Genomic DNA, 23,835 nt, shown 5'->3' with positions numbered 1-23,835 from the left:
CCGCAACTCCCGACACTCTTTTCTGCGTTTGGCGTCCATCATCATCAGAGTCATGATGGAGTGTTTCCGTTTTAAGAAAGCAAAAAAATCGAGATCAACAGTCTTTCCGAATTCTGATTCCCTCATAGCCGCGCTTCAGTGTGTTGCCCCGGCTGATTCGGTGGCTTTGGGAAAGATGAAATTTCGTAAGCATTGCGTTCTTCAATTCGATAAAAAATTGCTTCCTCGATCCCGGTGTCAAACCCTGGTAGTCGCAATAATGATAGAACTGGCTCCAAAGTTCTTCCGAAGTGGCATTCAATCCAGGAGACAGGACAATACACTTGTGGACGAATTGTCCAACCGTGTCGGATTCAAGCAACAGCTTATCGACCCGTTCCGTCTGCTTTGCGGTCATCCTAATTTTCCCGCCTTCGACAAGTAATTTCCGAGCTCCTTCCAACGCCCAGTTCAACACTCCGGCACCTTCTTCCGTGAGAATCTTCTCGTCGAAGTCGGCAATGGGAGTGGAAGTCGGCGGAAGTTCATACTTGATCCAAAGCAGCCGCCTCCGCCACGCCTCTTTGTCGCCATCCAGTGCAACATGCAGTTCGGTGTTGGCAGTAATGACGACATTGAAATTGCCGATGACATCGACACCGGTGGAAACGCCTTTAAAATCAGCCGTCAACGTATCTTTTCCGGTGAGAGCTTTGATTTTGGCTGCTCCCGGGGTATTCAGAAAGCTGCTCTTGACATCTTTGGCCGTCAAAAGCGTTTTTCCGACAAAACGCGCAATTTCAAATCGCTGATCAAGATGTTCCGTCCGCAATTCACAGCAGTTGTGCCGCCCGATAAGACCTTCCAGAATATTGACCAAAGTCGATTTACCCCCTCCTGCACTTCCAGTCAACAGCAAAACCTTTTGGGAAAGATTGTAACCAAGCAGAACCAATCCGGCATATTGCTGAAGCAGACTGATGTCTTCCTCCGGCATGGCTTCCCCCAGAAGTTGGTCGAGAAATTGCGGACATTGAGATTCGGGATTGTAAATAATCTCCGAACGGTTGCGGCTGTAATCTTCAGGCTGGGGATTGCGCAACTCCCACCCGCCGCCGGAAATGAATTCCAAAATTCCGTTGGCAACGTGAATGACGTTTTTCTTCTTGTTCTGAAAGGCACCCCGCTTCTCGGCTAAGCCTTTGATGAAACTCTGAATTTGCGAAATCATTCTAGAAGTTGAAAGACGAATATAATCATTCGGAACATATTGCATGATCAGTTGGGCAACATCACAAAGCTGTGCATTTGAACTCTGTTCCTGCCACAGACCAGTCGATTGATCATACAAAAAGAACTTTTTCTCGTCCTTGTCGAAAAGCAGATTCCTGGCTTGGCAATACAAGGCCGCAAAGAAGCGTTGATTGATACCGACAACCTCTTTCCCCGCTTTGTCATAGACGAAGGGGAGACCATATTTATCACGTAAATCGCAAAACTGGTCAGAAAGCAATTCGTTGTTCAAAATTGTGCTATTCATAATTAAAAAATCCTTATATTGTTGTTTTTCTAATTTTGATTGAGCTGAATAAAACTTTTTGTGTCATGGAGGATGTAAAAATTCCAGTACCAGAAATATTACATTTCTCGTACTTGCCGCATTCCAACATCCTCTGCTACAGTTGTGGGCAGAAAAATGCCGATCATGAATTTGAAATTCTTTGTTCCCGTGAAAAACTACTTTTAACGAAGCCATTGTTGTAATCATCCTTGTGTATATTTGCTAGAAGAAAGTTTTGAAGGCTTCGGAAAACCACAACGTAGCAGTTTTTATAGAAAATGTCAAAAAAAAGTAGTTTTGGTCAATCAAGAAAGAGAAAACGTTGATGTTTTTCTTTGAAACAAAAGTTTTAAGCAGGTTTCAGGATGGCTTCGAGCTTCTCACGTTCGGGAGAGGGAGGAAGGGCGGCAAGAAAGGCAAGGGCCTGTCGAATTCGTTCCTGTGCGGAAGAAACTTCGGTTCCGGTAACGGCTTCGATGGCTTTCAACTGGGCTTCTTCTCCGATGTGCGTGTAGTATTTGTCGGCGATTTCGGAATCGGTGCCGAGGATTGAGAGCAACACCGCTTTCGGAACTCCGGCTTCGGCGCAATGGCTGGCGAAGGTGTGCCTGAGCGAGTGGAAGCCGTACTGTGTCACCTTGCGCTTGCGTCCAGGAACGGCAACCGAAGGCTCTACGCCGATCCAGCGGATCACCCGCAGCACGTCGAGATTGACCAGATTGTTGCCGATGTTTTTGCCGGTTTTGTCGAGGTGGTTGTAGCGTTCTGCCGTTTGGGGACAGACATAATCGTTACTTTGCCATTGGCGGGCCTCCAGCAGCACGGAAAGCAGCTTGTCCGCAATCGGAATCGTGACTTCCTTGCCGGTTTTGAACTGTTTGACCCAGATCCGCCGCCGTTCGAGGTCGATGCTTCGCCATTGCAGCAGGACACAGTCTTTGAGCCGCTGGCCGGTGTACATGCCGAGATGGTAGATCACTCGGATTTCGGGTTTGTTCATCACGCGATATTGCGGATCGTCAAGGACTTCAAGAAGCTGCCGCTCCTGCTCCCGGTTGAAAGCAAGGCGGCGGACCCCGAGGCCCTGTTCTTCACGTTCCCGGCGAAAAAGAATTGTTCGGAACGGGTTTTCCGCGTCTCGAAATTCGCCCAGGGTGGAGAAGATTTTGCGGAGTCGTTTGATTTTGCGGTTGTGAGTACAGACGGCAATGCCGGTACTTTTCAGATATTGAGCGAATTTTTCGGTGTGCTGGCTGCTGATCTTGCCGACTTCCATCTGAGGATTGCCGATGAAGCGGATGAATTCGTCAAGGGTGGTATGATACTGAATCTGTTCGTTGACGGTGGCGGGCGTGGCGCGTTCCGGATGCGTGGAATAGTAGTCCCAGACGCCGTCAAGCGACAGCTCGCGTATCGGAGAGCTCAAACCTCTGGCCTGTTGTACGTGGGCGGCGATGACTTCGGTTGAAGTCGCCTTGATGATCGGCAGCAGAGCTTCGGCTTTTTTGACCGCCTCGGCACGATTGGTGGTTTGCAGACTGACGGTCTTGCGGTGCCCGTCGAGTTGATAACGGTAGAAGTAGATTTTGCCGGGACCTTTGGTGAAAATCGACCCGACGCTCAAGCGTAACGATTTCTTAGCCACAGAAGAACCTCTTTGTTAAAAGTTTCTGTGGCAAAGAATAACTGCAGAAAATGTGCCGGTAATTGCCGGTATCGTCCGAAGCCGGAGAAAGCCGAAAACAGGGGGATGAGAAATTTTCGAGTGGTACTCAGTGGTACCTCAAAGGGCGTTTCCGGGCGTAAAAGTGGTACCCGGGACGGGACTTGAACCCGTACACTCTATGAGTTGCAGATTTTAAGTCTGCTGCGTCTGCCATTCCGCCACCCGGGCCGGAGATGCTCTGATAAAATAGCGGATGTATCGTGAAAAATCCACCTCGTTTTTTAAAAAAATCCGATTACTTTCCGAATAATCCGCACTGACGGACAATAAACGATTTTTTTCCTGCGTTATTGAAGTGTGACTTTTCAGGCAGATTCATTCATAAACGACAGGGAAAACGATCATGTTCAGTCATCGATTTCTGACACTGGTGCCGGCGGTGCTTGCCGCGGCCATGCTGGCCTCCGCTGCCGAAAACGAGGCGCAGGAAAATACCGCTCCGGGCAGCGGCGAGCGCAGCGGGCGGAATTTCGGTTCGCGCCGCTCCGGCCCCGGAGGCATGGGCGGCGCGATGATGGAGAGTTTCCGCAAGGCGCAGGAGGAGATCAAGGCCAAGCTGCCTGCCGAATATGCCGAGTATGAAAAACTCCAGTCCTCCGACCGGCGCGCCGCGATGAGCAAATTCCGCGAACTCGCTTCCAAGGCCGGCGTCGAATTGCCGATGATGGGGCGCGGCGGCAATCGTCGCCGGGACAACGGCGGCGCCGATACGCAGGCCGCCGCCAACGCCGAATGGCAGAAAGTGTTTGAGCAGCTCAAAGCGAAGTTTCCGACCGAATTTGCCGAAATTGAAAAATTGCTTGAAACCGATTCCGCCGCCGCGCTGAAGAAATTGCAGGCGCTTGCCGCCAAGGCGGAAATCACCTTGCCGGAAGTTCCGCTGGAGACCGCCCGGAAGCGACTGGTTTCGATCCGCAACAGCAACCGGCTCTATATCCGGCGCGCCAACCGCATGTTGGAACGGCTCAACCCGGAAGCGTATGCCGAATTGGAAAAATTGCGCTCCGAGGATGAAGACGCCGCCCGCGAGAAGTTCCGCACCATGGTCAAACAGGCCGGAATCACCCTTGAGCAGCTTCGGGCGGGGGCTCCCGGCGAAGATGCCGGCGTCACCGTGATCAAGCAGGACGATTCCGCGGTGAATTCCACTGCGGTCTCCTCTTCGCGCCGTTCCTCAGGAAGCAGTTGGGGCGGGGGGCATCCGGGCGGCTTCCCGCCTCACGGTGATTTCGGAGGAGGAATGCCGCCGCCGCCCCCGGGCATGTGACGGAGGAAAGCGATATGCGTCTTTTTGGAGCGATGGAATACCTGATCGTGACGGTCGGCAACGACGGCACGTTGCACGGCATGCGCCTGCAGCGCCGTCACAAACGCCTGACCGTGATCCGTGCGCTGGAGGTGCCGCCTGATGAGCGGAGCGCGGCGGACCGGCTGGCTGATCTCTGCCGGAAGCTGGATCGCCGCCGCGACATGACGCTGGTGATCGGCGCGGCGTTTCCGGGGGCGGTTTTCTTCCGGAGCCGGATGCCGGAGATGTCGCCGCGGGAATTGGCGTCGGCGTTGCAGTTCGAGGTGCCGCAGCAGGTGTTGAAGCTCCCGCCGGAGTGGGCGTTGCAGTTCACCGCCGACCCCGCCGATGAGGAGGGAATGCTGAATGTCGGCGTACAGGTCACGCCGCGCGAAGAGTTGAACCGGTTCTGCGACCTGCTGGCGGAGTTGCGCCTCCAGGTGGACGATTGCATTTCGCCGTTTCTGGCGTTGCCGGAGCTTCCGGCGGGAAGCAGGGTGTTCCTGCCGCTTTTCGAACCGGATTTCTATTGGGCCGACGGTTCATTCCATCCGGCGGCCGCCGGAATTCACTGCAATGACGAGGCGGTGGAACTGCTGAAAAAGGAGTTCGATTTCTCCGATGGCTATCGCGAGGAGAATTTTCGCAAGTTCCTGCCGGAGCTGCTGATCGCGCGGTTTGTCGCCGCTCCCGGATTCCGGCACCGGAAGGCCGGGCTGGAGCTGCTGCCGAAGCAGTTGCGCCCGCAGCGGCTGCGCTCGCAGTTGCGGCTGGCGGTGATTCTGCTGGTGCTGCTGCTGGGCATGTGGCTGTGGAATGCCGGAGGAAATATCCTGTCGTTCCATTCGGAATATTCCTTGATCACTTCCCGCACGGCGGGATACAAGAGCCGTACCACTGAAATTCAGCGTCGGATGCGCAGCTGCGACAAGGAGCTCAAGGAGATGAACCGGGTGCTGGAGCAGAATTTCGGTGACCGGGAGATGCCGGTTACATTGGCGCGCATCGCGAATGTGATTCCTGCCGCGGTATTGGTCAGCAGTTTCCGGATCACCGACACCGGGATCGATCTGACGCTGCATACCACACAGGAGAATCTCGATATCGGCCCCGCGCTGCGCAAGGTGCCCGGCTTCAAGGTGGCGACGCTGCAGAGCCGCAAAGTCAACGATACGCTGAGCATGATCACCGTGAAACTGAACCGGACGGGAGAGGTGAAATGAGTCCGAAAAAGAGTCTGTTGAGCACCACCCGCTCTAAAATCATATTCTGCATCGGCGGGCTGTTGTTTTCGGCGATGGTGCTGCTGGTCAGCGCCGACGTGAGTCTGGCCGGGTTGTTCCCTAGTGAAAATACGCTGGAGAATGCGCGGCGCGAGCAGAAGAAGGCCGCCGCCGCGTTTGAGGAGGCGGAAGCGAAGCAGAAGGAGTTTGCCGCGGTTTCCGCGAAATTCAAAGAACTGACCGGGGAGTGCTGGGTTGAATCACGCGACGGGCTGCCCGACATCGAATTGCGCCGGAAGATCGAAACCGCCGCTCGCACTGCTGAATTGGAACAGGTCAACATCGGCGCAGCGCGGCGCAGCCGGCTCAACAACGATCTTTACTTTCTGGAGGTGGAAGTGAATACTGCGGCTCCTCTGGAGCTTTTGACCGTCTTCTGGCGTGAGCTGGGCAAGGTGAAGCCGCCGCTCGGATGGAAACGGGTCGACCTGAGGCCGGAACAGTCTCAGAACTCCGAACGGATCTTTTTCAGCGGCACTCTCAGGCTGCTCGGATGCGAGACGGTTCAGGAGGAGGCCGCAAAAGGTGAAAAACAGGGGGCGCGGCAATGAAAATCTGGTTGATTCTGTTGAATTTCCTGCTGGCCGGAGGCGTCGTGTATCAGGCGGCGGGCTTTTTCCGGGGCGGGACTTCCGAAGTGCAGTATGTCGCCGGGAAAGACCGTTCGGCAAAAAACGGGAAACCGGCGGCTGTGAAGCCGGCGCCCCCGAAGACGGCGCAGCTCGGCGGCAGCGAGGCCGCGCAGATCCTGCTGGCGAATAATATCTTCAATGTGGCGCGCTGTCCCGAGGCGCTGAACAGCCGCTGGGGCGGCGGTTCGGCCCAGATGGCGCTGCTCGGCATCTACCGGGTGGGGAACTTCGAGGGGGCGATCATCCAGCAGAAACGCAACCGCCGGGGCGGTCCGCCGCGCCGCACTGCCAATAACCGCAATGGAACCGCACAGCAGGTCACCGAGCCGCCGCTGAAGCAGTTTCTGCGGCTCGGCGAAGCGCTGGAAAACGGTTATGTGCTCAGTTCGATCGGCTCCGACAGCGTGACTTTGAGCCGGGGAGGCGGCAAGCTGGAATTGCAGCTGGAAACCGCTTCCAAGAATCTGCCTTCGACCGTGGCTGCCGCCGCGGCCGCCGCCCGGCAGAACCGGCCCAACGCGCAGCAGATGCAGCAGTTCATGATGATGCGGCAGATGCGCGTGATGGAGCAGCTGATCCGGCAGAACAGCCAGCAGAACCAGAACAACAATCGCCCGGCGGCTCCCGGACGCGGCAACAACCGCAACAACCGTTAATCGATGCAGGCATCATAAACTTATAATTGGGATCAGGAAAAAAGATTATGTCGCGTAAACTCTCTTACAATCAGCGCCGGTATCTGTCGATGGTGTGTTCGGCTTCGCTGCTGTTCGGACTGCTCTGCTCCGGCGGCTGCGAGTCGCTGATGGAGGCGGAACAGCGTTCCGAGGAGCAGAAGAACCGGGAGCCGGATGACAAGTTCGACTTCATCAGGCGCAACGAGGAGCGCAAGTTCACCGAAGCCGCGGAAAAGCTGCCCGATGCGGTCGGCGAAAAGCAGGTGAATCCCACTGATGCGGAGTTCGACAAGATGGCCGCCGCCGTCTCCCGCGACGGGGCGAAGCCGTCCCCGGAGCGGTCGCCCGGCCGGCCCGCCACGCCGCCGCCATACTATGAGGACCTGATGACGCTCGATGCGGACGAGATGCTCGACGTGGTGCTGGTTTTCAACAGTTCGCCGCTGGTGGATACGCTGCCGGCGTTCGCGGACATCCTCGGCTTCAACTTCACCGCCGACAGCGATCTCAAGAGCACCGTGACGCTGAATTTGAATTCGCGCATGACCCGCCGCGAACTGTGGGAAGCCTTCGACCAGACGCTGCAGCTTGCCGGAGCGGGCGCGATCCGCAACGGCCAGCTGCTCGAAATCATGCCCGCCGCCAAGCTCCCCGGGCGTTCCGCGCTGCGGAACCGGAACCGGCTGACCAGCGGGGCGGAGGTGATCTCGTATTCTTTGTTCAATGTGACCGCCAAGGACGCGGTCGCGCAGTTGAAGCCTTTCCTGAGTCCCGCCGGAGTGGCGGTCGAGGCGACCCGCTCCAATGTGATCGTGCTCTGCGACCGGCTGGAAAATATTCCGAAGCTCAAGGAGGTGCTCGAGCTGCTGGATCAGCCGGGAAGGCAGAACTGGCCGCGTGCGGTGGTCCACTGCCGCAATGTGAAGCCGTCGGCGATCGCGCAGGAGCTTTCGGAGGTGCTGCCGGTACTGGGGTTCCCGGTGGTGCTGGCGACCGATAAGACCGAAGTCCCCGGAGCGGTGCAGTTGACCGGCGTGGACCGGATTCAGATTCTCGCGGTCACCGCCGCGACGGAGGAGGCGATCAAAGAGGTGCGCAACTGGATCAGTATCCTCGATAACGCCGACTCCTCCACGCAGGAACGGATGTACGTGTACAAGGTCACCCACGACAAGGCGGAGTATTTGGCGCAGGCGCTGTCGGTGATCTTCTCCACGCAGGGAACTTCGCTGACGGTGGACACGAGCTTCAACCGCAGCAACAGCACCTCCGAGCAGACCCGGACTTCGCAGATCACCACGCAGCAGACCCGGAATCAGAACACCAATACCAACAGCCAGAACCGGTATTCGACCAACAATCAATCCAATACGGAACTGGATTTGGTTTCCAACGTGTTCAATACTCCGGTGCGGCTTTTCGCTGACGGTGTTCAGAACCGGCTGGTGATCCGCACCACGCCGCGCACCTATGCGATGATCAAGGCGCTGCTCGACCGGCTGGATGTGGTGCCGGCGCAGGTGCTGTTCCAGATTCTGATCGTGGAAATCACCCTGACCGACAGCAACGAATTCGGGCTTCAGTTCAACAACGTCAGTTACGGCGGCGGCACCGGCGTCTCCACCGGAACCAATTTCAACGACATCGGGATGAACGATTCCTCCTCCGAAGGGTTCAAGCTCGGTATCTTCGACAAGGACAACCCCGAAGAAAACTTCGGCTATCTGCGGGCATTGGCCGGGCGCGACAACATCAAGGTGATCTCCAGCCCGCAGCTGCTGGTCACCAGCAATACCACAGCGAAGATTCAGGTGGGGCAGGATGTGCCGATCCTGACTCAGGACCTGACGACTTCGGATTCCGCCACCGGCAATGTGACGCGCAGTTACACTTATGAGGAAACCGGCATCATCCTGAGCCTGATTCCGCAGGTGACCAGTACCGACCTGATTTCGATGCAGATCGAACAGAAGGTTTCCGAGGCGATAAAAAACACCATTACCAGTGCGACGGATACACCGGTCATCAGCACGCGCGTATTGAATACCGCTATGACCATCGCCAACGGAAAAACCATGGTGATCGGCGGCATGATTCAGGAAAAGAATAATGACAGGCTCCAGTCGGTGCCGATCATTGCGGATATCCCGTTTTTGAGGCGTTTCTTCGGCAATACCAACCAGTCGGTCGAGCGGACCGAGCTGCTGGTGCTGGTGACCGGCTATATCGTAAACGGGAAAAGTCCGGTCGAGGAGATGATCCGGCGCTATAACAGCTCGGTCAAGGCGCTGAGTCTCTTTGAAAGCGATATGGAAAAGAAGGATAAAGAGGACGCGGAGCGCCTCAAGGTGAAGGTCGAAGCCGTGCCGAAGCAGCCCGGCGTCACCGACCCCAAAACGGAGTTGAACTGAAATGGCGGATGCGGCAACTCACACTGATTTGGTGAAAACGCTCGCGGCGAAGCTGACTGAGCGTTTCCCGGACTACGCCGGTTTTCTCGCGGAATCCGGCAGCCGTGTCGCTGACCGGCGGCTGCTGGAAGCCGGGGCGGTTTCTGAGCCGGAGCTGCTGGCGCTCTACGGCGAGGTGTTCCACCTGCCGCTGGCGGACGAAGAAGAGTTGACCGAACCCGAAGTCTACCCCGGCCTCTCCGCCGAGTGTCTGAATGCGAATCTCTGTCTGCCCTTCGCCTGGGATGAAAATTCGATGCGCCTGCTGATCTGCGATCCCTACGATCTGGATAAACAGGTCTATTTGTTCAGCCGCGCGGTCGGGCTGCGCTGCGAGTTTGAACTGGTTCGCCGCCCCTTCCTGGAACGGCTGCTCGGCCGTCTCAGCCAGAATGAGCCGGAGGAGGACGAGCTTTCCGTGACCGGCGCCGAGGATGAAAACACCCTGCGCACGATGGCCGGCGAAGCGCGGATCGTGCGGTTGGTCAACGATGTGTTCAACCGCGCGATCGAGCTGGGAGCGTCGGACATCCACGTGGAACCGGGCGAGGATTCGGTGTCGATCCGCTGCCGGGTGGATGGCGTGCTGGCCGAAATCATGAATGTCCCGCGTTCCCAGTTCCCGGCGATCGCGTCGCGCATCAAGCTGATCGCGGGGCTGAACATCGCTGAAAGCCGCCTGCCGCAGGACGGCCGCACCAACTTTCAGGTCGGGCGGGTCAAGCTCGATATGCGCGTGAGCACCATCCCGATCCTGACCGGCGAGAGCATCGTGCTGCGTCTGCTGAACAACGACGCGGTCACTTTCGATCTGCGCACCCTCGGCATGTCCGACCGGGATCTGGAGCAGTTCAACGAACTGATTCAGATTCCGCACGGGATGATTCTGGTGGTCGGGCCGACCGGTTCCGGCAAAACCACCACTTTGTACAGCGTGATCGCGCAGCTGAACGACCACAGGAAGAAGATCATCACCGTCGAGGACCCGGTCGAATACAAGATGGCCGGACTCTGCCAGATGCAGGTGAATTCCAAGATCGGCGTGACGTTCGCTTCGGGACTGCGCTCGATCGTGCGCCAGGACCCCGACATCATTCTGGTCGGCGAGATCCGCGACCGCGAAACCGCCGACATCGCGATCAATGCGGCGCTGACCGGACACCTTGTGCTCTCGACGCTTCACACCAACGACGCGGTCGGCGCGGTGACCCGCCTGATCGATATGGGCATGGAAAGCTTTCTGGTCGCGTCGGCGCTCTACGGCGTGCTGTCGCAGCGGCTGGTGCGCAAGACCTGTACCGCCTGCCGCGGAACGGGCTCCGATGCCTCCGGCGGCAAATGCCGCCGCTGCAACGGCACCGGCTACAAGGGGCGGTGCGGCATTTTCGAGCTGCTGCGCATGAACGATGACATCCGGCAGGCGGTCAACAAAAACGTCCCCAGCTCCGAACTGGAACGGCTGGCGATTGCGAACGGCATGGTCACGCTGCGCGAGGACGGCATTGCGAAGGTCAGGGCCGGCGTCACGACCGCCGAGGAACTGGCCCGTTCGGCGCAGGAAGGATAAGGGAGGGACCCGCTTATGCCCCGTTATAAATATATCGCCGCAGCTCCCGGCAGGTCCGGCACGGAAATCGACATCGAAGCCGATTCCATGCAGGAGGCCGCCGCCAAGCTGCGCAGCCGGGGAATGACCCCGATCCGCTGCTGCGGCGAAGCCGACGGCGAGGAGGCGGGGCCGCGCCGCTGGCTGCCGTACCGCAAGGTGGACAGCTATGAATTCACCAGTCAGCTCGCTCCGCTGCTTTCGGCGAACATCCCGCTGGAGCGGTCGCTGGCGATCATCAGCGAAAGCGCGTCGGACGACGAACTGCGCGATCTGGCCAATACGCTGCGGCAGGGGTTGCACGAGGGCAAGAAGTTCTCGGATCTGGTGCGCTCCTACGGTTCGGTGTTCCCCGGCTTCTATGCGAACCTGATCGAAACCGGCGAGGAGACCGGCTGTCTGCCGGAGGTGGTCGAGGAGCTGCAGCGTTTCATGTCCGAGAGCAAAGAAATGCGTGAATTCGTGGTCTCCAGTTCGATCTACCCGGCGGTGGTGCTGAGCATCACGGTGATGGTCGCGATCCTGATGTTTACGGTGTTCGTGCCCCGTTTTGCGCAGATTTTCGCGGACATGGGGCGCGAGCAGCCCGGTTCGATGGTGTTCCTGACGACGGTCAGCACGGTGATCATGCACGCCTGCTGGATTGTTCCGGCGGCGCTGATCGGCGGCTGGCTGGTCCTGAAGTGGCGCTACGGCATCGCCCAGCTGCGCGAATGGCGCAGCCTGATCGCGACGCGGGTGCCGGTTTTCGGCAAGCTGCTTGTGGAGATGGAGATGGGAAAATTCATGCGGACGCTGGCGATTCTGGTCAGCAACCATGTCGACATCATCCGCACCGTGCGTATCGCGACGCGGGTGATCCAGAATCAGGTGATCCGCGCGAGCTTTTCCAATCTGGAAGGGCGGCTGCGCGGCGGCGAAAAGCTCTCCGCCGGCCTGAGCGGAAACCCCTTTGTGCCGCCCGGCCTGGCGGCGCGGATCCGGGTGGGCGAGGAGTCCGGCGCGGTCGGCGCGATGCTGACCAAGAGCGCCGCCCACCTTGAGGAGAATACCCGCCGCAAGGTGAAGCGGCTGCTGAGCCTCTTCGAACCGGTGGTGATCGTGTTTCTGGCGCTGATGGTGTTGGTGGTCGTGGTCTCCATCTTCATGGCGATCATGGAAATCAACGAGGTCAATTAAACGTTACTCAACCTTAAGGAGATTTGAACTATGAAACAGAACAAGAACTTCAAACGCGGCCGGTTTACCCTCATTGAGGTGGTCGTTGTGATCGTGATCCTGGTGATGCTCGCGTCGATTGCGACGCCGCTCTACTTCCGGCACGTGCGCAACGCGAAAATCAGCACCGCCAAAACCCAGATCAAGCTGATCGAACAGTCGCTGATGGACCTGAAGCTCGACACCGGCAGCTATCCGGAGTCGCTTGAAGCGCTGACTGAAAACGTCGATCAGGCCGAGAAGTGGGACGGCCCCTACATCAAGCCGAATGTGCCGAAAGACCCGTGGGGCAACGAATACGTCTACGTGTTCCCCGGCGAACACGGTGAATTCGACCTCTCCAGCTACGGCGGCGACGGCCAGCCCGGCGGCGAGGGCGAGAACGCCGATATCAACAACTGGGAATAAGAGCAAATGGCGTTGCGCCGGAACAACTTCACTCTGATTGAGCTGGTCGCCGTCGTCGCGATTATGACGCTGGTGCTGGGGATTTCGGTGTCGATGCTGCGGAAGCGTTCCGGTCCGGCGCAGTTTGAAAACAGCGTGCTGGCCTTCCGGCAGTTCTGCATGGCCGCGCGCGCGCAGGCCGCCGAGTTGGGACGGGATCGGGTCATCTGTTACCTGCCGGAGGACCGCTCCTTCCGCTCCGGCGATCCCGAACCGGTCGAAGTCGACCGCGACGCCGTGGTCCTGCTCGAACCGCCGGACCAGGAGCCGGAGAGTGAAGAATTTGACATTCCGGCCAGTTTCGCGGAGCTGAAGTGGCTGCTGCCCGAGGAGTTTGTGATGAATACCGAGACCGGGGAGCTGGGCAATGTCGGCGACCGGATTGAGGTTTTCCGTTTTTTCCCGGACGGCAGTGCCTCCGGTGTGCGCGAATTCCGGCTTCAGTTTCGTGACTGGAGCCGGGTCATGACCATCTCTCCATTGACCGGCCGCCTGATGGTCGAGGAAGGAATCGCGTTCTGATATGCCGCCGTACCGTCACAATTACTGCCGGGGCAGGGGGGAGGCCCGCGCCGTTTTCACCTTGATTGAGGTGGTGGTGGCGCTGGCGATTCTGTCGCTGGGGGTGGTCTCCTATCTGACGCTGGCGAATTCGGCGCAGCGGAGGCTGTTCAAGGCGAAGGAGAAGTGGACGAATTTCCACATGCTTTCGCAGGGGGTGGAGTACTACATGCTCCAGACTTCGGACAATCCGGAGCCTCCCACCGCGGAGTTCTTCGATTACCCCGGCTACCGGGTGACCTGCCGCTATGAGGATGCGGGGGGGCTGGAGGACGATTTTCTGAATGTGGCGGAAAATCAGGCGCAGCTTCGGGCGTGTGTGATTGAATTGGTTCGTGAGAGCGACGGGCAGGTGGTGGATTCCGTGACGATAGACAGGATCGATTATGAGAATGCGGCTTCTTCGACTTCAGCGCAGTAGGCGCGGCTTTTCGCTGCTGGAAATGATGGCGGCGATGGCGATTTTTTCGCTGGTGGGCCTGATCATCGGGACTTCGCTGGCGGCGTTTTCGCGGAGCTGGCGGCAGGCGCAGAAGATCGGCAGCGAATTGGAACGCAATCAGGCGATCGACCGGCTGGCGGAAACCGTGTTCCGGGGAGCGGTGCCGTTCCTGTGGCCGGACGAGGATAAGGGGGAGGATCGCTATGTGTTTCAGGGGAAAACGGATGAGCTTTACCTGACCGCGTTGGGCCGCACCCGCAGCGGCGGCGATGCTTTCCGTTTCGTGCGGCTGTACCGGTACGGGGACGAGCTACTGTGCGACTGGTCGACCGAACCGCTGCTGCCGTGGCTGGAGCTGGAAGCGCAGAAGTTCAAAACCGAAAAACTCGCCTCCGGCGTGCGGAATATCTATTTCAAATACGGCGCGGAGGGGCAGTCCGACGCGGCGGTCGACTGGTACGACGACTGGAACGAGGATGAACTGGAGGGGATTCCGATGGCGATCCAGCTGACGATCGAGTGGCAGGACGGCACGCGGGAACGCTGGCTGCGCCGTACCGCCGGAACCAGCGGCAATACCGCGCTGGCGGTTTCCGCCAGTTCGATTTCCGCAAATTCACTGCAGCAGAGCGGCGGCGGGGGAGGAGGCGGACGGTGATGAGAGTTCGGATACAGCCGGATCGTTCGCATGAAAGCGGCGCGGCGCTGGTCAGCGCGCTGGCGATGCTGGCCACCGCCGGACTGCTGGTGCTGGCGCTGGTCGCCGTGTCGCGGGTCAGCACGGTCGGAGTGGCGACGTATACCGACCTGATGCGTTCGGGCTACATCGCGGAGGGGGCGGGCAACCGGGTGCGTTACCTGATTGAAGCGGACCGGCAGCTCTACGGCACCAGCCGCGCCGAGGACATCAAGTATGAGGATTACGACACCGACCGCTATCTGGCCGACAGCATCGAGCATGAGATCGACTACTACGGAACTCCGGTGAAATTCGTGATCACCAGTGCGCTGAGCGGTGTTGCGATGACGAATGTGAATGCGCTGGACGTGTTTTCGTATGACCGCGATACCGAATCGGCGGTGACCGACCTGCTGGGGGAGTTCGCCGATCAGTTGAGCGATTACATCGACACTGATGACGAATCGCGTACCGACGGCTTCGAGGTGGCGGATTATGAGGGAATCGACATGAACGCGTTGCCGCGCAACGCTTCGCCGCAGTTCCGGGAGGAGCTGCTGTGGCTTCCGGCCGCGAAAACGCTGCTGCCGCTGGATAAGGACGGCCGGCTGACGCTGATCCGCCAGTTCGGGATTCCGTCAGGCAACCCGTCGATCTACACCGTGAACTACACGATGCTGCGGACGATGGCGCAGTTGGAGGAGGAGCAGGCCAAAGAGGTGCTGCGGGCGCTGGAACTGTGGCGCAAGGAGCGCACGCCGCTCGGCGACCAGCTCGATGAACTGGTGCTGCCGCAGTTGCAGCGGAGTTTCTCGTGGGATGAGCCGGAATACTATACGGTCACGGTCCGGCAGGCGGCTCCCGAAGGGCGTCCGACCTCGCGGCTGGTCTACTCCTTCCGTTCGGACGGAGTGACCGGCCCTTCCGACAAAATCGCAACCTATTATGAATATCTGAAGTTCTGAGGAGGCGGGATATGACGGCGCGTAAACTGTTGCTGCCGGTGCTGGTTGCCGGTTTTCTCTGCTTCCCGGCGAAGCGGGCGGAGGCGATCGATCCGGTGACCATTGCGATCCTGACTCCGATAGCGGTCAAGGCGGCGCGGCAGGCAAGCCCGTACATCATCCGCAGCATGCGTGCGGGCAGCGCGCATCTCCTTAAAACCGGGAAGCACATGCTGAATATTTTTCTGCTGCCGCTCGGCTGTGTGGAGATGACGCTGGGGGCGCCGCTGGGCATGTTCGGCAACGGCGTGGACCACGCGATCCACGGAGTCGGCGCGCCGTTTCTGCTGGTGTACGACGTGCTGTGCATGCCGCTGGCGTTCTGCGGGCTCAGTCCGTAGCCGGATTTGCGGAAAAAAACTTGCAATTCAGCCGGAAAACATGTACTTTATCCGAATCGGACAGGGAGAACTGGATGGAATCGGGTAGAATTTCCGGGTGGATGCAATCAGTGCGGCGTTTCCGGCGGTATTTTCCGCTGGTCGCGGCGGTTTGCGCCGTGCTGCCTTTCCTGCCGTCGCTCGGTTACGGTTTCCTGTACGAGTGGGACGACGGCGGCTTCGTGACCGAAAACGCACATATCGCGCTGAACTGGCCGAATCTGGTTCACGCCTTCACCACAACCCTGCAATCCGTCTATACGCCGCTGACTTCGGTATGGCTGATGGCCGACCATGTTCTGTTCGGCGACTGGGCGGGTGGTTATCATCTGGTCAATTTACTGTTGTACGGCGGCTGCGGTGCGCTGCTTTTCCTGATTATGCGCCGGCTGCGGATTCCGGCATCGGCGGCGCTGCTGCTGGCGGTGCTGTGGGCGTGGAATCCGGGCAAGTGCGAGAGCGTCGCGTGGATTGCGGAGCGCAAGGGACTGGCCAGTTCGTTTTTCGCGTTCGCCTCTTTCTGGTGCTTCATGCGGGACTGCCGCCGGGAGCGGGCGGGGTGGGCGGCCCCGGTGCTGATGCTGATCGCCTTTTTGTTCAAGCCGTGGGTGCTGCCGCTGCCCGGCGTGATGTGCCTCTACGCGTGGAGCCGTCATCCGGGAGAGTACCGGAAACTGCTGAAGCTGCTGTGGCCGGTCATGGCGGCGGGCTGCGCGGGCGCGCTGCTGGTGATGGGAATGACGTTCCGGGATTTGTCGGTTTCCGGCGGAGGCGGTGCGCCCGATTTCCGGTATGTGCTGCGTTACTTCGGGGCGGCGGTCTGGCCGTTTTCGCTGAATCCGATCCATCCGCGCCCCGTGTGGGGATCGCTGCTGCCGGAGCTGGCGTGGGGAGCGGTTCTGGCGGCGGGGCTGTGGTGCGCCGCCGGGCGTTCCCGGGAGCGGCTCCGGGTTTCACTGCTGTTCACGCTGGCGTTTCTGGGAACCGCGCTGCCGGTGCTGACCAGCGGGGGCTTCACCAACGCGGATTACTGCGACCGCTACAACTTCCTGCTTTCGGCGGTGGCGTGGTGCTGGATCGGCGTGGCAGGCGGGAGATATTTCCGCCGTTTCCCGCGCGTTTCCGCATGGGCGGCCGGTATTCTGCTGGCCGGCTGCCTGCTGACGGATCTGGTGTATCTGGAGACCTTTTCGGATACGCGGCTGCTGTTCGGAAGGGCCGCCGCGGCCGACCGCCCCGCGCCGAAGGCGCTGGAGGGGCTGGCGCTGGTTGCGGTGAACCGGAGCGATCCCGGGTTGCTGCATCAGGCGGGCGCGCTTTTTCTGGCGCAGCAGCCTTTTCAGCCGGAAAGTCGGCGCAAAACGTATTTCGACATGGGAACTTTGCTGACCCGGCTGGCCCGGAGCATGGCCGGAGAGGCCGCCGCCGGGCGGGAGTTGGCGGCATATCTGGCGGCCGACGTGCCGCGCGACTATTACACGCCGGAGGCGTTCCTGCCGCCGGCCTATTCGCTGGCGGCGGGGCGGCTGATTCAGGACGGCAACGCGGCGGAAGCGGCAGCTCTTCTTGAACTTCAGCTGAAGCGCAAGGCGGGCGACGCATACCAGCTGCATTTCTCTTCCGGGCTGGCCGGATTCCTGACGAAAGATTTTGAACGGGCGCGCCGGGAGTGGCGCGCCGCTCTGGAACTGCGTCCCGGCGATGCGAGGCTGCGCGAAAACCTGAAGCGGGCGGAGGCGATGCCATGAGCCGGCGCGGGGCCTGGCGCCCGGCAGTGGCGGCGCTGCTGGCGATTTTGCCTTTCCTGCCGTCGCTCAATTACGGCTTCCTGTATGAATGGGATGACGCGAACTTCATCCTCGACAATCCGTATATCGGCATGAGCTGGGCGAATCTGCTCCACAATTTCACCACCAATCTGCAGACGGTCTACACGCCGCTGACCACATTCTCGCTGATGATCGACCACGCCCTGTTCGGGACGTGGGCGCCGGGCTACCACGCGGTGCAGCTGCTGATGCTGGGCGGCTGCGCGGCGCTGCTGTTCCTGATCCTGCGCAAACTGCGGGTCCCGGCGTCGGCGGCGCTGCTGCTGACGCTGCTCTGGGCGTGGAATCCGGGCAAGTGCGAAACGGCCGCGTGGATCGCCGACCGCAAGGGGATGGGGTGCACCTTGTTCGCGCTGGCGGCGTTCCTGTCCTTTCTGCGCGATTGCCGACGGGAGAAGGCGGGGGCCGGAACGGTGCTGTTGATGTTCGCTGCGTTCCTGTTCAAGCCGTCGGCGCTGCCGCTGCCGGGCGTGATGGCGCTGTACGCATGGTGCCGCTTTCCCGGCGAGTGGGGAAAACTTTTCCGGCTGCTGTGGCCGGTCGGCGCAGCCGGAATTGCCGGAGGGGTGCTGGTCAGCGCGATGACGTTCAGTGAACTCTCCGGCTCGCACGCCTCCGGCATCGCCGATGCGGCGAATCTGCTGCGCTATTTCGGAGGGGCGGTCTGGCCGTTTTCACTGAATCCGATCCATCCGCGCCTGACGCTGCCGGAGATGCTTCCTGAGCTGCTGTGGGCGGCGGCGGTGCTGGCCGCCGTGATATGGGCCGGGCGGAAAAGCCGGGTGCCGAACCGCTTCCAGATGGCGTTCGCCGCCGGATTCGTGTTTCTTGCTCTGCCGCTGCTGTCGAGCGGGGCGCTGACCAATTCAAACTATGCGGAACGGTACAATTTTCTGCTGTCGGCGGCGGTGTGGTGCTGGATCGGAGTGGCGGGGCGGGGGCTGTTCCGCCGTTTGCCGCGTGTTTCCGCATGGACGGCGGGGATTCTGCTGGCCGGTTATCTGCTGACGGACTGGTTCTATCTGGAAACTTTTTCGGATACCCGGCTGCTGTTCGGGCGCGCGGCGGCGGTGGAGAATCCGGCGCAGCGCGCGCTGGAGGGGCTGGGCGAAGTGGCGATCAACCGGCAGCTGCCGGAGCTGCTCTACGAGACCGGCGAACTTTTCAACCGCGCCTCCTCCCGGCAGGAGCCTCCGCGCGATGCGCAGTTCAGGAATACCGCGGTGCTGCTGGCGGCCCACGCCCGGCTGATGGCCGGGATGGCGGCCACGGCGGAGGAGCTGGCCGGAGTGCTGCGCTCAAATGGACGGGATGCTTTTGTCGCGCCTGAAATTTTCCTGCCGCCAGCCTATTCGCTGGCGGCGGGGAAGCTGGCGGCGGTTGGAAAGGCCCCCGAAGCGGCGGCGCTGCTGGAAAAGCAGGTCGCGGACGGCAGCGGCGTGGAGTTCCAGCTCCACTTCGCGGCGGGATTGGCCGGTTATTTTTCCGGGGACCGGGAGCGGGCCGCGCGGGAGTGGCGGCGGGTGCTGGAACTGAAGCCGCGCGACGGGCAGACCCGGCGGAATCTGGAACTGGTGGAGGCGCAGCTTGGATCTCAATGAACAAGGAAGAACCGGAACGCCGGTTCAAACGCGCCACTTCTGGGAGCTGGCGCGCGCGGATTTCCTGATGCGGCTGCTCCGCAGGCGGATCGGGGGCGGGGAAGGGACGCTGCTGGACTTCGGCTGCGGTGACGGGTATCTGCTCAGGCGGATGGCTGCAGAGCTGCCGCGCTGGAGATTCCGGGCGGTGGACGCCGCGTTCGATGCCGGAACCATGCGGGAGCTGGAAACGGCGGCGCCGGGGCGGATCCGGGCGGAACGGGCGCTGGACGCCGCGATCCTGCCGGAGGTTTCCTGCGTGACGCTGTTCGATGTGCTCGAACACCTGGAGGATGATGCCGGGTTCCTGAAAATGCTGGCCGGCGGGCTTCCGCGCGGAGCCGTGCTGCTGATCACGGTTCCGGCCGGAAGCCGCCTGTATGGGGAACATGATCGGCGGCTGCGCCATTTCCGGCGCTACGACCGCGCCGATCTGGCGGCGGTGCTGGAGCGGAGCGGTTTGGAGGTGTTGGAATGCCGTTCGTTTTTCTGTTCGCTGTATCCGGTGCGGCTGCTGGAACTGGCGCGGGGATCGGCGGGCGGCGGGATCGGCGGCGGCGCGATTTCGCCCGGATGGCTGAATGCGCTGCTGCACCGGTTGTTTTATTGTGAAGCGGTGCTGGAGGGAGTTCCCGCGGCGTGCGGGCTCCATCTGCCCGGATTGTCATTGGAGGCGGTATGCCGGATATCTGTGTCGTGATTCCCTGTTACAATGAAGAGAAGCGGTTGAATGTGCCTGCGGTTTCGGCCTTCCTCTCCGAACAGCCGAAGCTGATGCTGGTTTTCGTCGACGACGGAAGCCGGGATGGGACCGGAGTGATGCTGGAGGAGCTGGTGAAGCGTTTCCCGTGGCAGATCCGCGTGGTGACGCTGGAGCGCAACGGAGGCAAGGCCGAAGCGGTGCGCGCCGGAATGGCGGCCGCCGTTGAGAGTGAAGCGCCGCTGGTCGGATACTGGGACGCCGACTTTTCGACCCCGTTGCGGCTGATTCCGGTGATGGCGGAGCTGTTCGAGGGGAAGCCGCGGCTGGAGATCGTGTGCGGCTGCCGGCTGCAGCGGCTCGGCGCGGATATCCGCCGCTCGGTGTTCCGCCATCTGGTCGGGCGCTGTTTTGCGACGCTGGCATCGCTCTTTCTGAGGCTGCCGGTTTACGACACGCAGTGCGGTGCGAAACTGCTGCGGGTTCGCACTGCGAAAATCCTGTTCCGGGAGCCGCTGGTCACGCGGTGGATTTTCGATGTGGAGCTTTTTTCGCGTTTCATCCAGTATTTCGGGCGGAGGGCGGCGCTGCGGCGGATTTACGAGTATCCGCTGCCGGAGTGGCGGGACGTTTCCGGTTCGACCCTGACAGTGTGGTGCGCGCCCCGGATTCTGCTGGAATTCTGGCGGATCGCCGCCGACACCCGCCGCCGTCTGCGCGACAAGTGAGTCTGCTGCCGATTTTCTCTTGAAAAAACAGGACCGCCTGCCGGAGTTATCGGCAGGCGGTCCCGCTGTCATGGGAAATTATTCAAAGACGATCAGCGGGAATTTCTCGAAGTTCTTCCATTCGCTGATTCCGGGGGCGATCTGGATGAAGCCTTCCCGGAGTTCACCGTCGTTGTCGTTGATCAGCAGATTGAAGCGGATGCCGTCGCGCAGTCTCTGTTCGGTGAGGCCGAAGGCGTCGAGCTTCAGCCTGGCGCGGTAGGCGGTGCGGTGCGCCTTGTCGTCGCGGAAGGTGGTCAGCCGGATCGCATCGGTGGCGGCCGCCGGATCGAATCCGGTCGGGGCTTCCCATACGAAAGTCTGCGCCCTGCCGTTCGCGAGGCGGGCCAATCCGATCTTCCAGGAGCCGTTCTGTCCGGGGATGGAGAGCGCGAACTGGATGCTGTCGCCCTGCCAGATGTCGGTGCCGGTCGCGGGCTGGACATGCACGTCGTCGGTGACGGCAGTGTAGATTTCCAGCTCTTCGGCGTCCTTGCGCAGATATACGCCCGCGCTGAGGTCCTCCGGTCCCTGCCAGACCAGATGACGCTTGCTCGGATCACCCTCGCAATAGGAAACCACCTGAGCGGGACGGTCCAGCCGGAAGTCCGGCTTCCGGCGGTAGTTGCCGTCACCGGCGGGAATGCGGGTCGCGGCCCGGAGCGGCACGTCGAATTCACCGTGGAACGGAGTCCCGGCGAGGCTGTAGGCAAGCCGTACCCGGTCCGGGCGGCTGTCAGCGGCGGCTTTCCCGTTCACGGTCACTACCTGCTTCTGCCCCGGAGCGGCATGTACCGTGGTTTCGGCCGGGGTCAGCGTGATGCCCTTTTTCGGCCGGAATGCGAGTTTGAAATCGGCGGCTTTGCCGGTCGGATTGGCGAGCGTCAGCGTCAACGCGAAAGGCTGGCCGGGCACGACGGCGCCGGATTCAAAGCTGATCAGCTCCGGCTTGAGTTCGGCCCGCTTCGCGTTTTCGAGCCGGAGAATCGCGGGCGCGGCGGTCAGGTCGAGCAGCGTCAGCCCGGCGGCGAGCGGCTGGTTGACGGCGTTGCCCATCAGGTCGATGCGTTCGGCGCGGCGGGCGTCGGTGAGTACCGGAATGGGGCCGGTCGCGGTATCGGCCTCGTTCCAGACCGCCAGCAGCCGGTCGGGGCCGTTGCTGAATTCAAAGCCGACGCACCCTTCGGGCAGTTCGAGGTTGCGCTCGAACCGCGCGCCCCGGAAACAGCGGGCCAGCGTATGATAGACGCTCAGCACCGGCTTGGCCTGAAAATCGTGGGTCAGGAGTCCGAAATGGTGTTCCGGGTCGGTGGCGGTGAAGCCGTCGTTGCGCAGGTCGTACCAGTTGTAGCCGATCGCGCCCCGGCTCCACGAAAAGAGCAGCTTCTTGAACAGCGCCGAAGCCTGTTCGCGCTCGGTGCCGCCGATCGCGCTGACCGCGGTTTCATTGGCGTACCACGGAATCGTGACGCCGGCCTTTTCCCGCAGCGGCAGCAGTCGCTCGTCGATCTGCCGGGCGTAGGTCGCGTAGTTGCTGTGGCCGTGATAGGCGTGCACGTCGAAATACTGCTTGCCGTCGCGCATCACTTTATACTGATAGTCCGGGTCGCGCCGCCCGGGATGGGGGCTGAGCCCCGCGAAACCGGCGGAGAATACGGTCAGGCCGGGATCGACCGCCTTGACCGTGGCGTGGGCCACCCGGGCGAGGTCGACGTAGTCGGCGGCGCTGAAGTGGCTGAACGCATGAAGATCGGGTTCGTTCCAGATCTCCCAGATGCGGATGCGTCCCTGAAAATGACGGGCGGTGGCCTCCACATAGCTTTTCCACGCGTCGAGGTCGGGTTTGGCGCGGTTCCACTCCTGCCACTTTGGGGCGTTGCGGGTGGATTCCGGCGCGGCCCAGCGGGCGCAGAAGCCGAACATGCCCTGCGTTTCGATGCCGTGCCGGGCGAACAGGTCGACGACCGAATCGAAGAGCCGGTAGTCCGGCGGGGCTGCGGTCGGCTGGATGTTGCTCCAGTCGACGCCGGTACGCACGTATGCCGCGCCGATACGGGCGGTCGCCTGCGCTTCAAGTTCGCGTTCCCCCTCCGCCCAGCGTCCGGGATGGGAGCAGACGCCGAACTTGAAGTCGTCCGGCTTCGCCTGATAGGCGGGCAGGGCGGGCAGGATCGCAAGTCCCGCCTTGCCGGTCGCGGCGTCGCTGCCGGAGCGGACGGTCCAGTCGAGCTGCCAGTGTCCGTTCAGGGCGGGCAGCTCCGGGACGGACACGGTGGCGCTTTGGCCCGGTGCGAGTTTCTGCTCCGCCCGGAAGGGAAGGGCTTTCCCGTAGAAGTGGGTCAGTTTGCCGTCGATCGTGAAGCTGATGGTTTCAGCGGTCGGATTGGTCACGCTGAGCCGTACCGGTTCGCCGGGATTCAGGATCGCCAGCCGGGAGGGGAGGGCGGGGGCGACCAGCAGCGCCTGTGCCGGATTCGTCGCGTATTCCAGTGCGGCGCGGCGGAGCGTCAGGTCGAGTTTGCCGCCCGGATTGAGGATTTCCAGCCCGGAAACGGCCAGAAGTCCCGGTTTGCCGAGTTCCACCCGGAGCTGCTTCATGCCGGGGCGGAGTTCGGCGGGAGCGCTGCGGAAGGGCTTGCCGTCGGCGGTGCCGGAGATCACGACCTTGACCGGGTTGGAGGAGGCCAGCTCGCAGTCGAACAGCGCCGCCTCCGGTGAATTATGGCTGTGGATCAGGAACTTCCGGTCCCGCAGCACGAAAGTGCGGGTGTCGCCGGTCAGGCGGACGCCGCCGGAGACGTTTTCCAGCTTTCCCTTGCCGGAATAGAAGGAGGGGCGGTATTGTTCATACCGGTCGAATGCGAGCCACGGGCGCGGGGCCGCCAGCTCCGCCGCCGGACAGGCCGTGGCGAGCAGCAGCGCGGAGACGGCATAGAGAGGTTGAAGATGCTTCATTGCGGTTTTCC

General features: G+C 61.0%; 20 protein-coding genes and 1 tRNA gene. 17 read left to right on the top strand and 4 right to left on the bottom strand.

The annotated features are described in order from the left end of the window. Window positions 1-94 precede the first annotated feature (94 nt). The 3 genes from C8D82_RS03830 to C8D82_RS03820 form a co-directional block, all read right to left on the bottom strand. On the bottom strand, window positions 95-1,519 hold the full coding sequence (locus C8D82_RS03830) for a DNA primase family protein (RefSeq protein WP_116882948.1): 1,425 nt from the start codon (window positions 1,517-1,519) through the stop codon (window positions 95-97). A 370-nt stretch (window positions 1,520-1,889) separates the two neighbouring features. After that, complete coding sequence (locus C8D82_RS03825) at window positions 1,890-3,185, bottom strand: tyrosine-type recombinase/integrase (RefSeq protein ID WP_133245049.1); 1,296 nt, start codon at window positions 3,183-3,185, stop codon at window positions 1,890-1,892. A gap of 164 nt (window positions 3,186-3,349) precedes the next feature. Next, window positions 3,350-3,434, bottom strand: a tRNA-Leu gene (locus tag C8D82_RS03820). A 175-nt stretch (window positions 3,435-3,609) separates the two neighbouring features. On the opposite strand from C8D82_RS03820, the gene C8D82_RS03815 reads away from it, so the two are divergent. The 17 genes from C8D82_RS03815 to C8D82_RS03735 all read left to right on the top strand — a co-directional run bounded on the left by C8D82_RS03815 (window position 3,610) and on the right by C8D82_RS03735 (window position 20,830). Next, window positions 3,610-4,533 carry a hypothetical protein gene (locus C8D82_RS03815; RefSeq protein ID WP_116882946.1) on the top strand — a complete coding sequence of 308 codons (924 nt, stop codon included), beginning with the start codon at window positions 3,610-3,612 and terminating at the stop codon, window positions 4,531-4,533. A gap of 14 nt (window positions 4,534-4,547) precedes the next feature. Beyond that, window positions 4,548-5,777, top strand: a complete 1,230-nt coding sequence (locus C8D82_RS03810; RefSeq protein WP_116882945.1) for a hypothetical protein — start codon at window positions 4,548-4,550, stop codon at window positions 5,775-5,777. Beyond that, a complete protein-coding gene (locus C8D82_RS03805) occupies window positions 5,774-6,388 on the top strand; it encodes a hypothetical protein (protein ID WP_116882944.1) in 615 nt (204 codons plus the stop codon). Before C8D82_RS03810 ends, C8D82_RS03805 begins: the two co-directional genes overlap by 4 nt. After that, window positions 6,385-7,125 carry a hypothetical protein gene (locus C8D82_RS03800; RefSeq protein WP_116882943.1) on the top strand — a complete coding sequence of 247 codons (741 nt, stop codon included), beginning with the start codon at window positions 6,385-6,387 and terminating at the stop codon, window positions 7,123-7,125. Before C8D82_RS03805 ends, C8D82_RS03800 begins: the two co-directional genes overlap by 4 nt. A 47-nt stretch (window positions 7,126-7,172) precedes the next feature. Then, window positions 7,173-9,557 carry a secretin N-terminal domain-containing protein gene (locus tag C8D82_RS03795; RefSeq protein WP_116882942.1) on the top strand — a complete coding sequence of 795 codons (2,385 nt, stop codon included), beginning with the start codon at window positions 7,173-7,175 and terminating at the stop codon, window positions 9,555-9,557. Window position 9,558: 1 nt separating this feature from the next. Continuing rightward, the gene (locus C8D82_RS03790; protein WP_116882941.1) at window positions 9,559-11,163 is read left to right on the top strand and encodes a GspE/PulE family protein; all 1,605 of its coding nucleotides are present in this window, start codon (window positions 9,559-9,561) and stop codon (window positions 11,161-11,163) included. Window positions 11,164-11,178: 15 nt separating this feature from the next. Further along, window positions 11,179-12,381, top strand: coding sequence for a type II secretion system F family protein (locus tag C8D82_RS03785; protein ID WP_116882940.1), 1,203 nt, complete (start codon window positions 11,179-11,181; stop codon window positions 12,379-12,381). A gap of 30 nt (window positions 12,382-12,411) precedes the next feature. Next, complete coding sequence (gspG, locus tag C8D82_RS03780) at window positions 12,412-12,828, top strand: type II secretion system major pseudopilin GspG (protein WP_116882939.1); 417 nt, start codon at window positions 12,412-12,414, stop codon at window positions 12,826-12,828. Window positions 12,829-12,834: 6 nt separating this feature from the next. Continuing rightward, window positions 12,835-13,389, top strand: a complete 555-nt coding sequence (locus tag C8D82_RS03775) for a pilus assembly FimT family protein (RefSeq protein WP_116882938.1) — start codon at window positions 12,835-12,837, stop codon at window positions 13,387-13,389. A 1-nt stretch (window position 13,390) separates the two neighbouring features. Then, complete coding sequence (locus C8D82_RS03770) at window positions 13,391-13,849, top strand: type II secretion system protein (RefSeq protein ID WP_116882937.1); 459 nt, start codon at window positions 13,391-13,393, stop codon at window positions 13,847-13,849. Then, on the top strand, window positions 13,821-14,528 hold the full coding sequence (locus tag C8D82_RS03765; protein ID WP_165832811.1) for a PulJ/GspJ family protein: 708 nt from the start codon (window positions 13,821-13,823) through the stop codon (window positions 14,526-14,528). The genes C8D82_RS03770 and C8D82_RS03765 overlap by 29 nt, the downstream gene beginning before the upstream one ends. Next, window positions 14,528-15,514 carry a hypothetical protein gene (locus C8D82_RS03760; RefSeq protein WP_116882935.1) on the top strand — a complete coding sequence of 329 codons (987 nt, stop codon included), beginning with the start codon at window positions 14,528-14,530 and terminating at the stop codon, window positions 15,512-15,514. Before C8D82_RS03765 ends, C8D82_RS03760 begins: the two co-directional genes overlap by 1 nt. An 11-nt stretch (window positions 15,515-15,525) precedes the next feature. Next, window positions 15,526-15,894: a hypothetical protein gene (locus C8D82_RS03755; RefSeq protein WP_116882934.1), complete on the top strand. Its 369-nt coding sequence runs from the start codon at window positions 15,526-15,528 to the stop codon at window positions 15,892-15,894. A gap of 74 nt (window positions 15,895-15,968) precedes the next feature. Beyond that, complete coding sequence (locus tag C8D82_RS03750) at window positions 15,969-17,681, top strand: hypothetical protein (RefSeq protein WP_133245048.1); 1,713 nt, start codon at window positions 15,969-15,971, stop codon at window positions 17,679-17,681. Further along, the gene (locus tag C8D82_RS03745) at window positions 17,678-19,363 is read left to right on the top strand and encodes a hypothetical protein (protein ID WP_116882932.1); all 1,686 of its coding nucleotides are present in this window, start codon (window positions 17,678-17,680) and stop codon (window positions 19,361-19,363) included. The genes C8D82_RS03750 and C8D82_RS03745 overlap by 4 nt, the downstream gene beginning before the upstream one ends. Then, entirely contained in the window at window positions 19,350-20,102 is a 753-nt protein-coding gene (locus C8D82_RS03740) for a class I SAM-dependent methyltransferase (protein ID WP_116882931.1), read from the top strand. The genes C8D82_RS03745 and C8D82_RS03740 overlap by 14 nt, the downstream gene beginning before the upstream one ends. Beyond that, window positions 20,081-20,830 carry a glycosyltransferase gene (locus C8D82_RS03735; RefSeq protein ID WP_116882930.1) on the top strand — a complete coding sequence of 250 codons (750 nt, stop codon included), beginning with the start codon at window positions 20,081-20,083 and terminating at the stop codon, window positions 20,828-20,830. Before C8D82_RS03740 ends, C8D82_RS03735 begins: the two co-directional genes overlap by 22 nt. Before the next feature lie 78 nt (window positions 20,831-20,908). Here the strand turns inward: C8D82_RS03735 and C8D82_RS03730 are convergent, their stop codons facing one another. Further along, the gene (locus tag C8D82_RS03730) at window positions 20,909-23,824 is read right to left on the bottom strand and encodes a GH39 family glycosyl hydrolase (RefSeq protein ID WP_165832810.1); all 2,916 of its coding nucleotides are present in this window, start codon (window positions 23,822-23,824) and stop codon (window positions 20,909-20,911) included. Between the last annotated feature and the right edge of the window lie 11 nt (window positions 23,825-23,835).

Source organism: Victivallis vadensis, assembly GCF_003096415.1.
GTDB lineage: Bacteria > Verrucomicrobiota > Lentisphaeria > Victivallales > Victivallaceae > Victivallis > Victivallis vadensis.
This window is presented reverse-complemented; position numbering and strand designations above follow the sequence as displayed.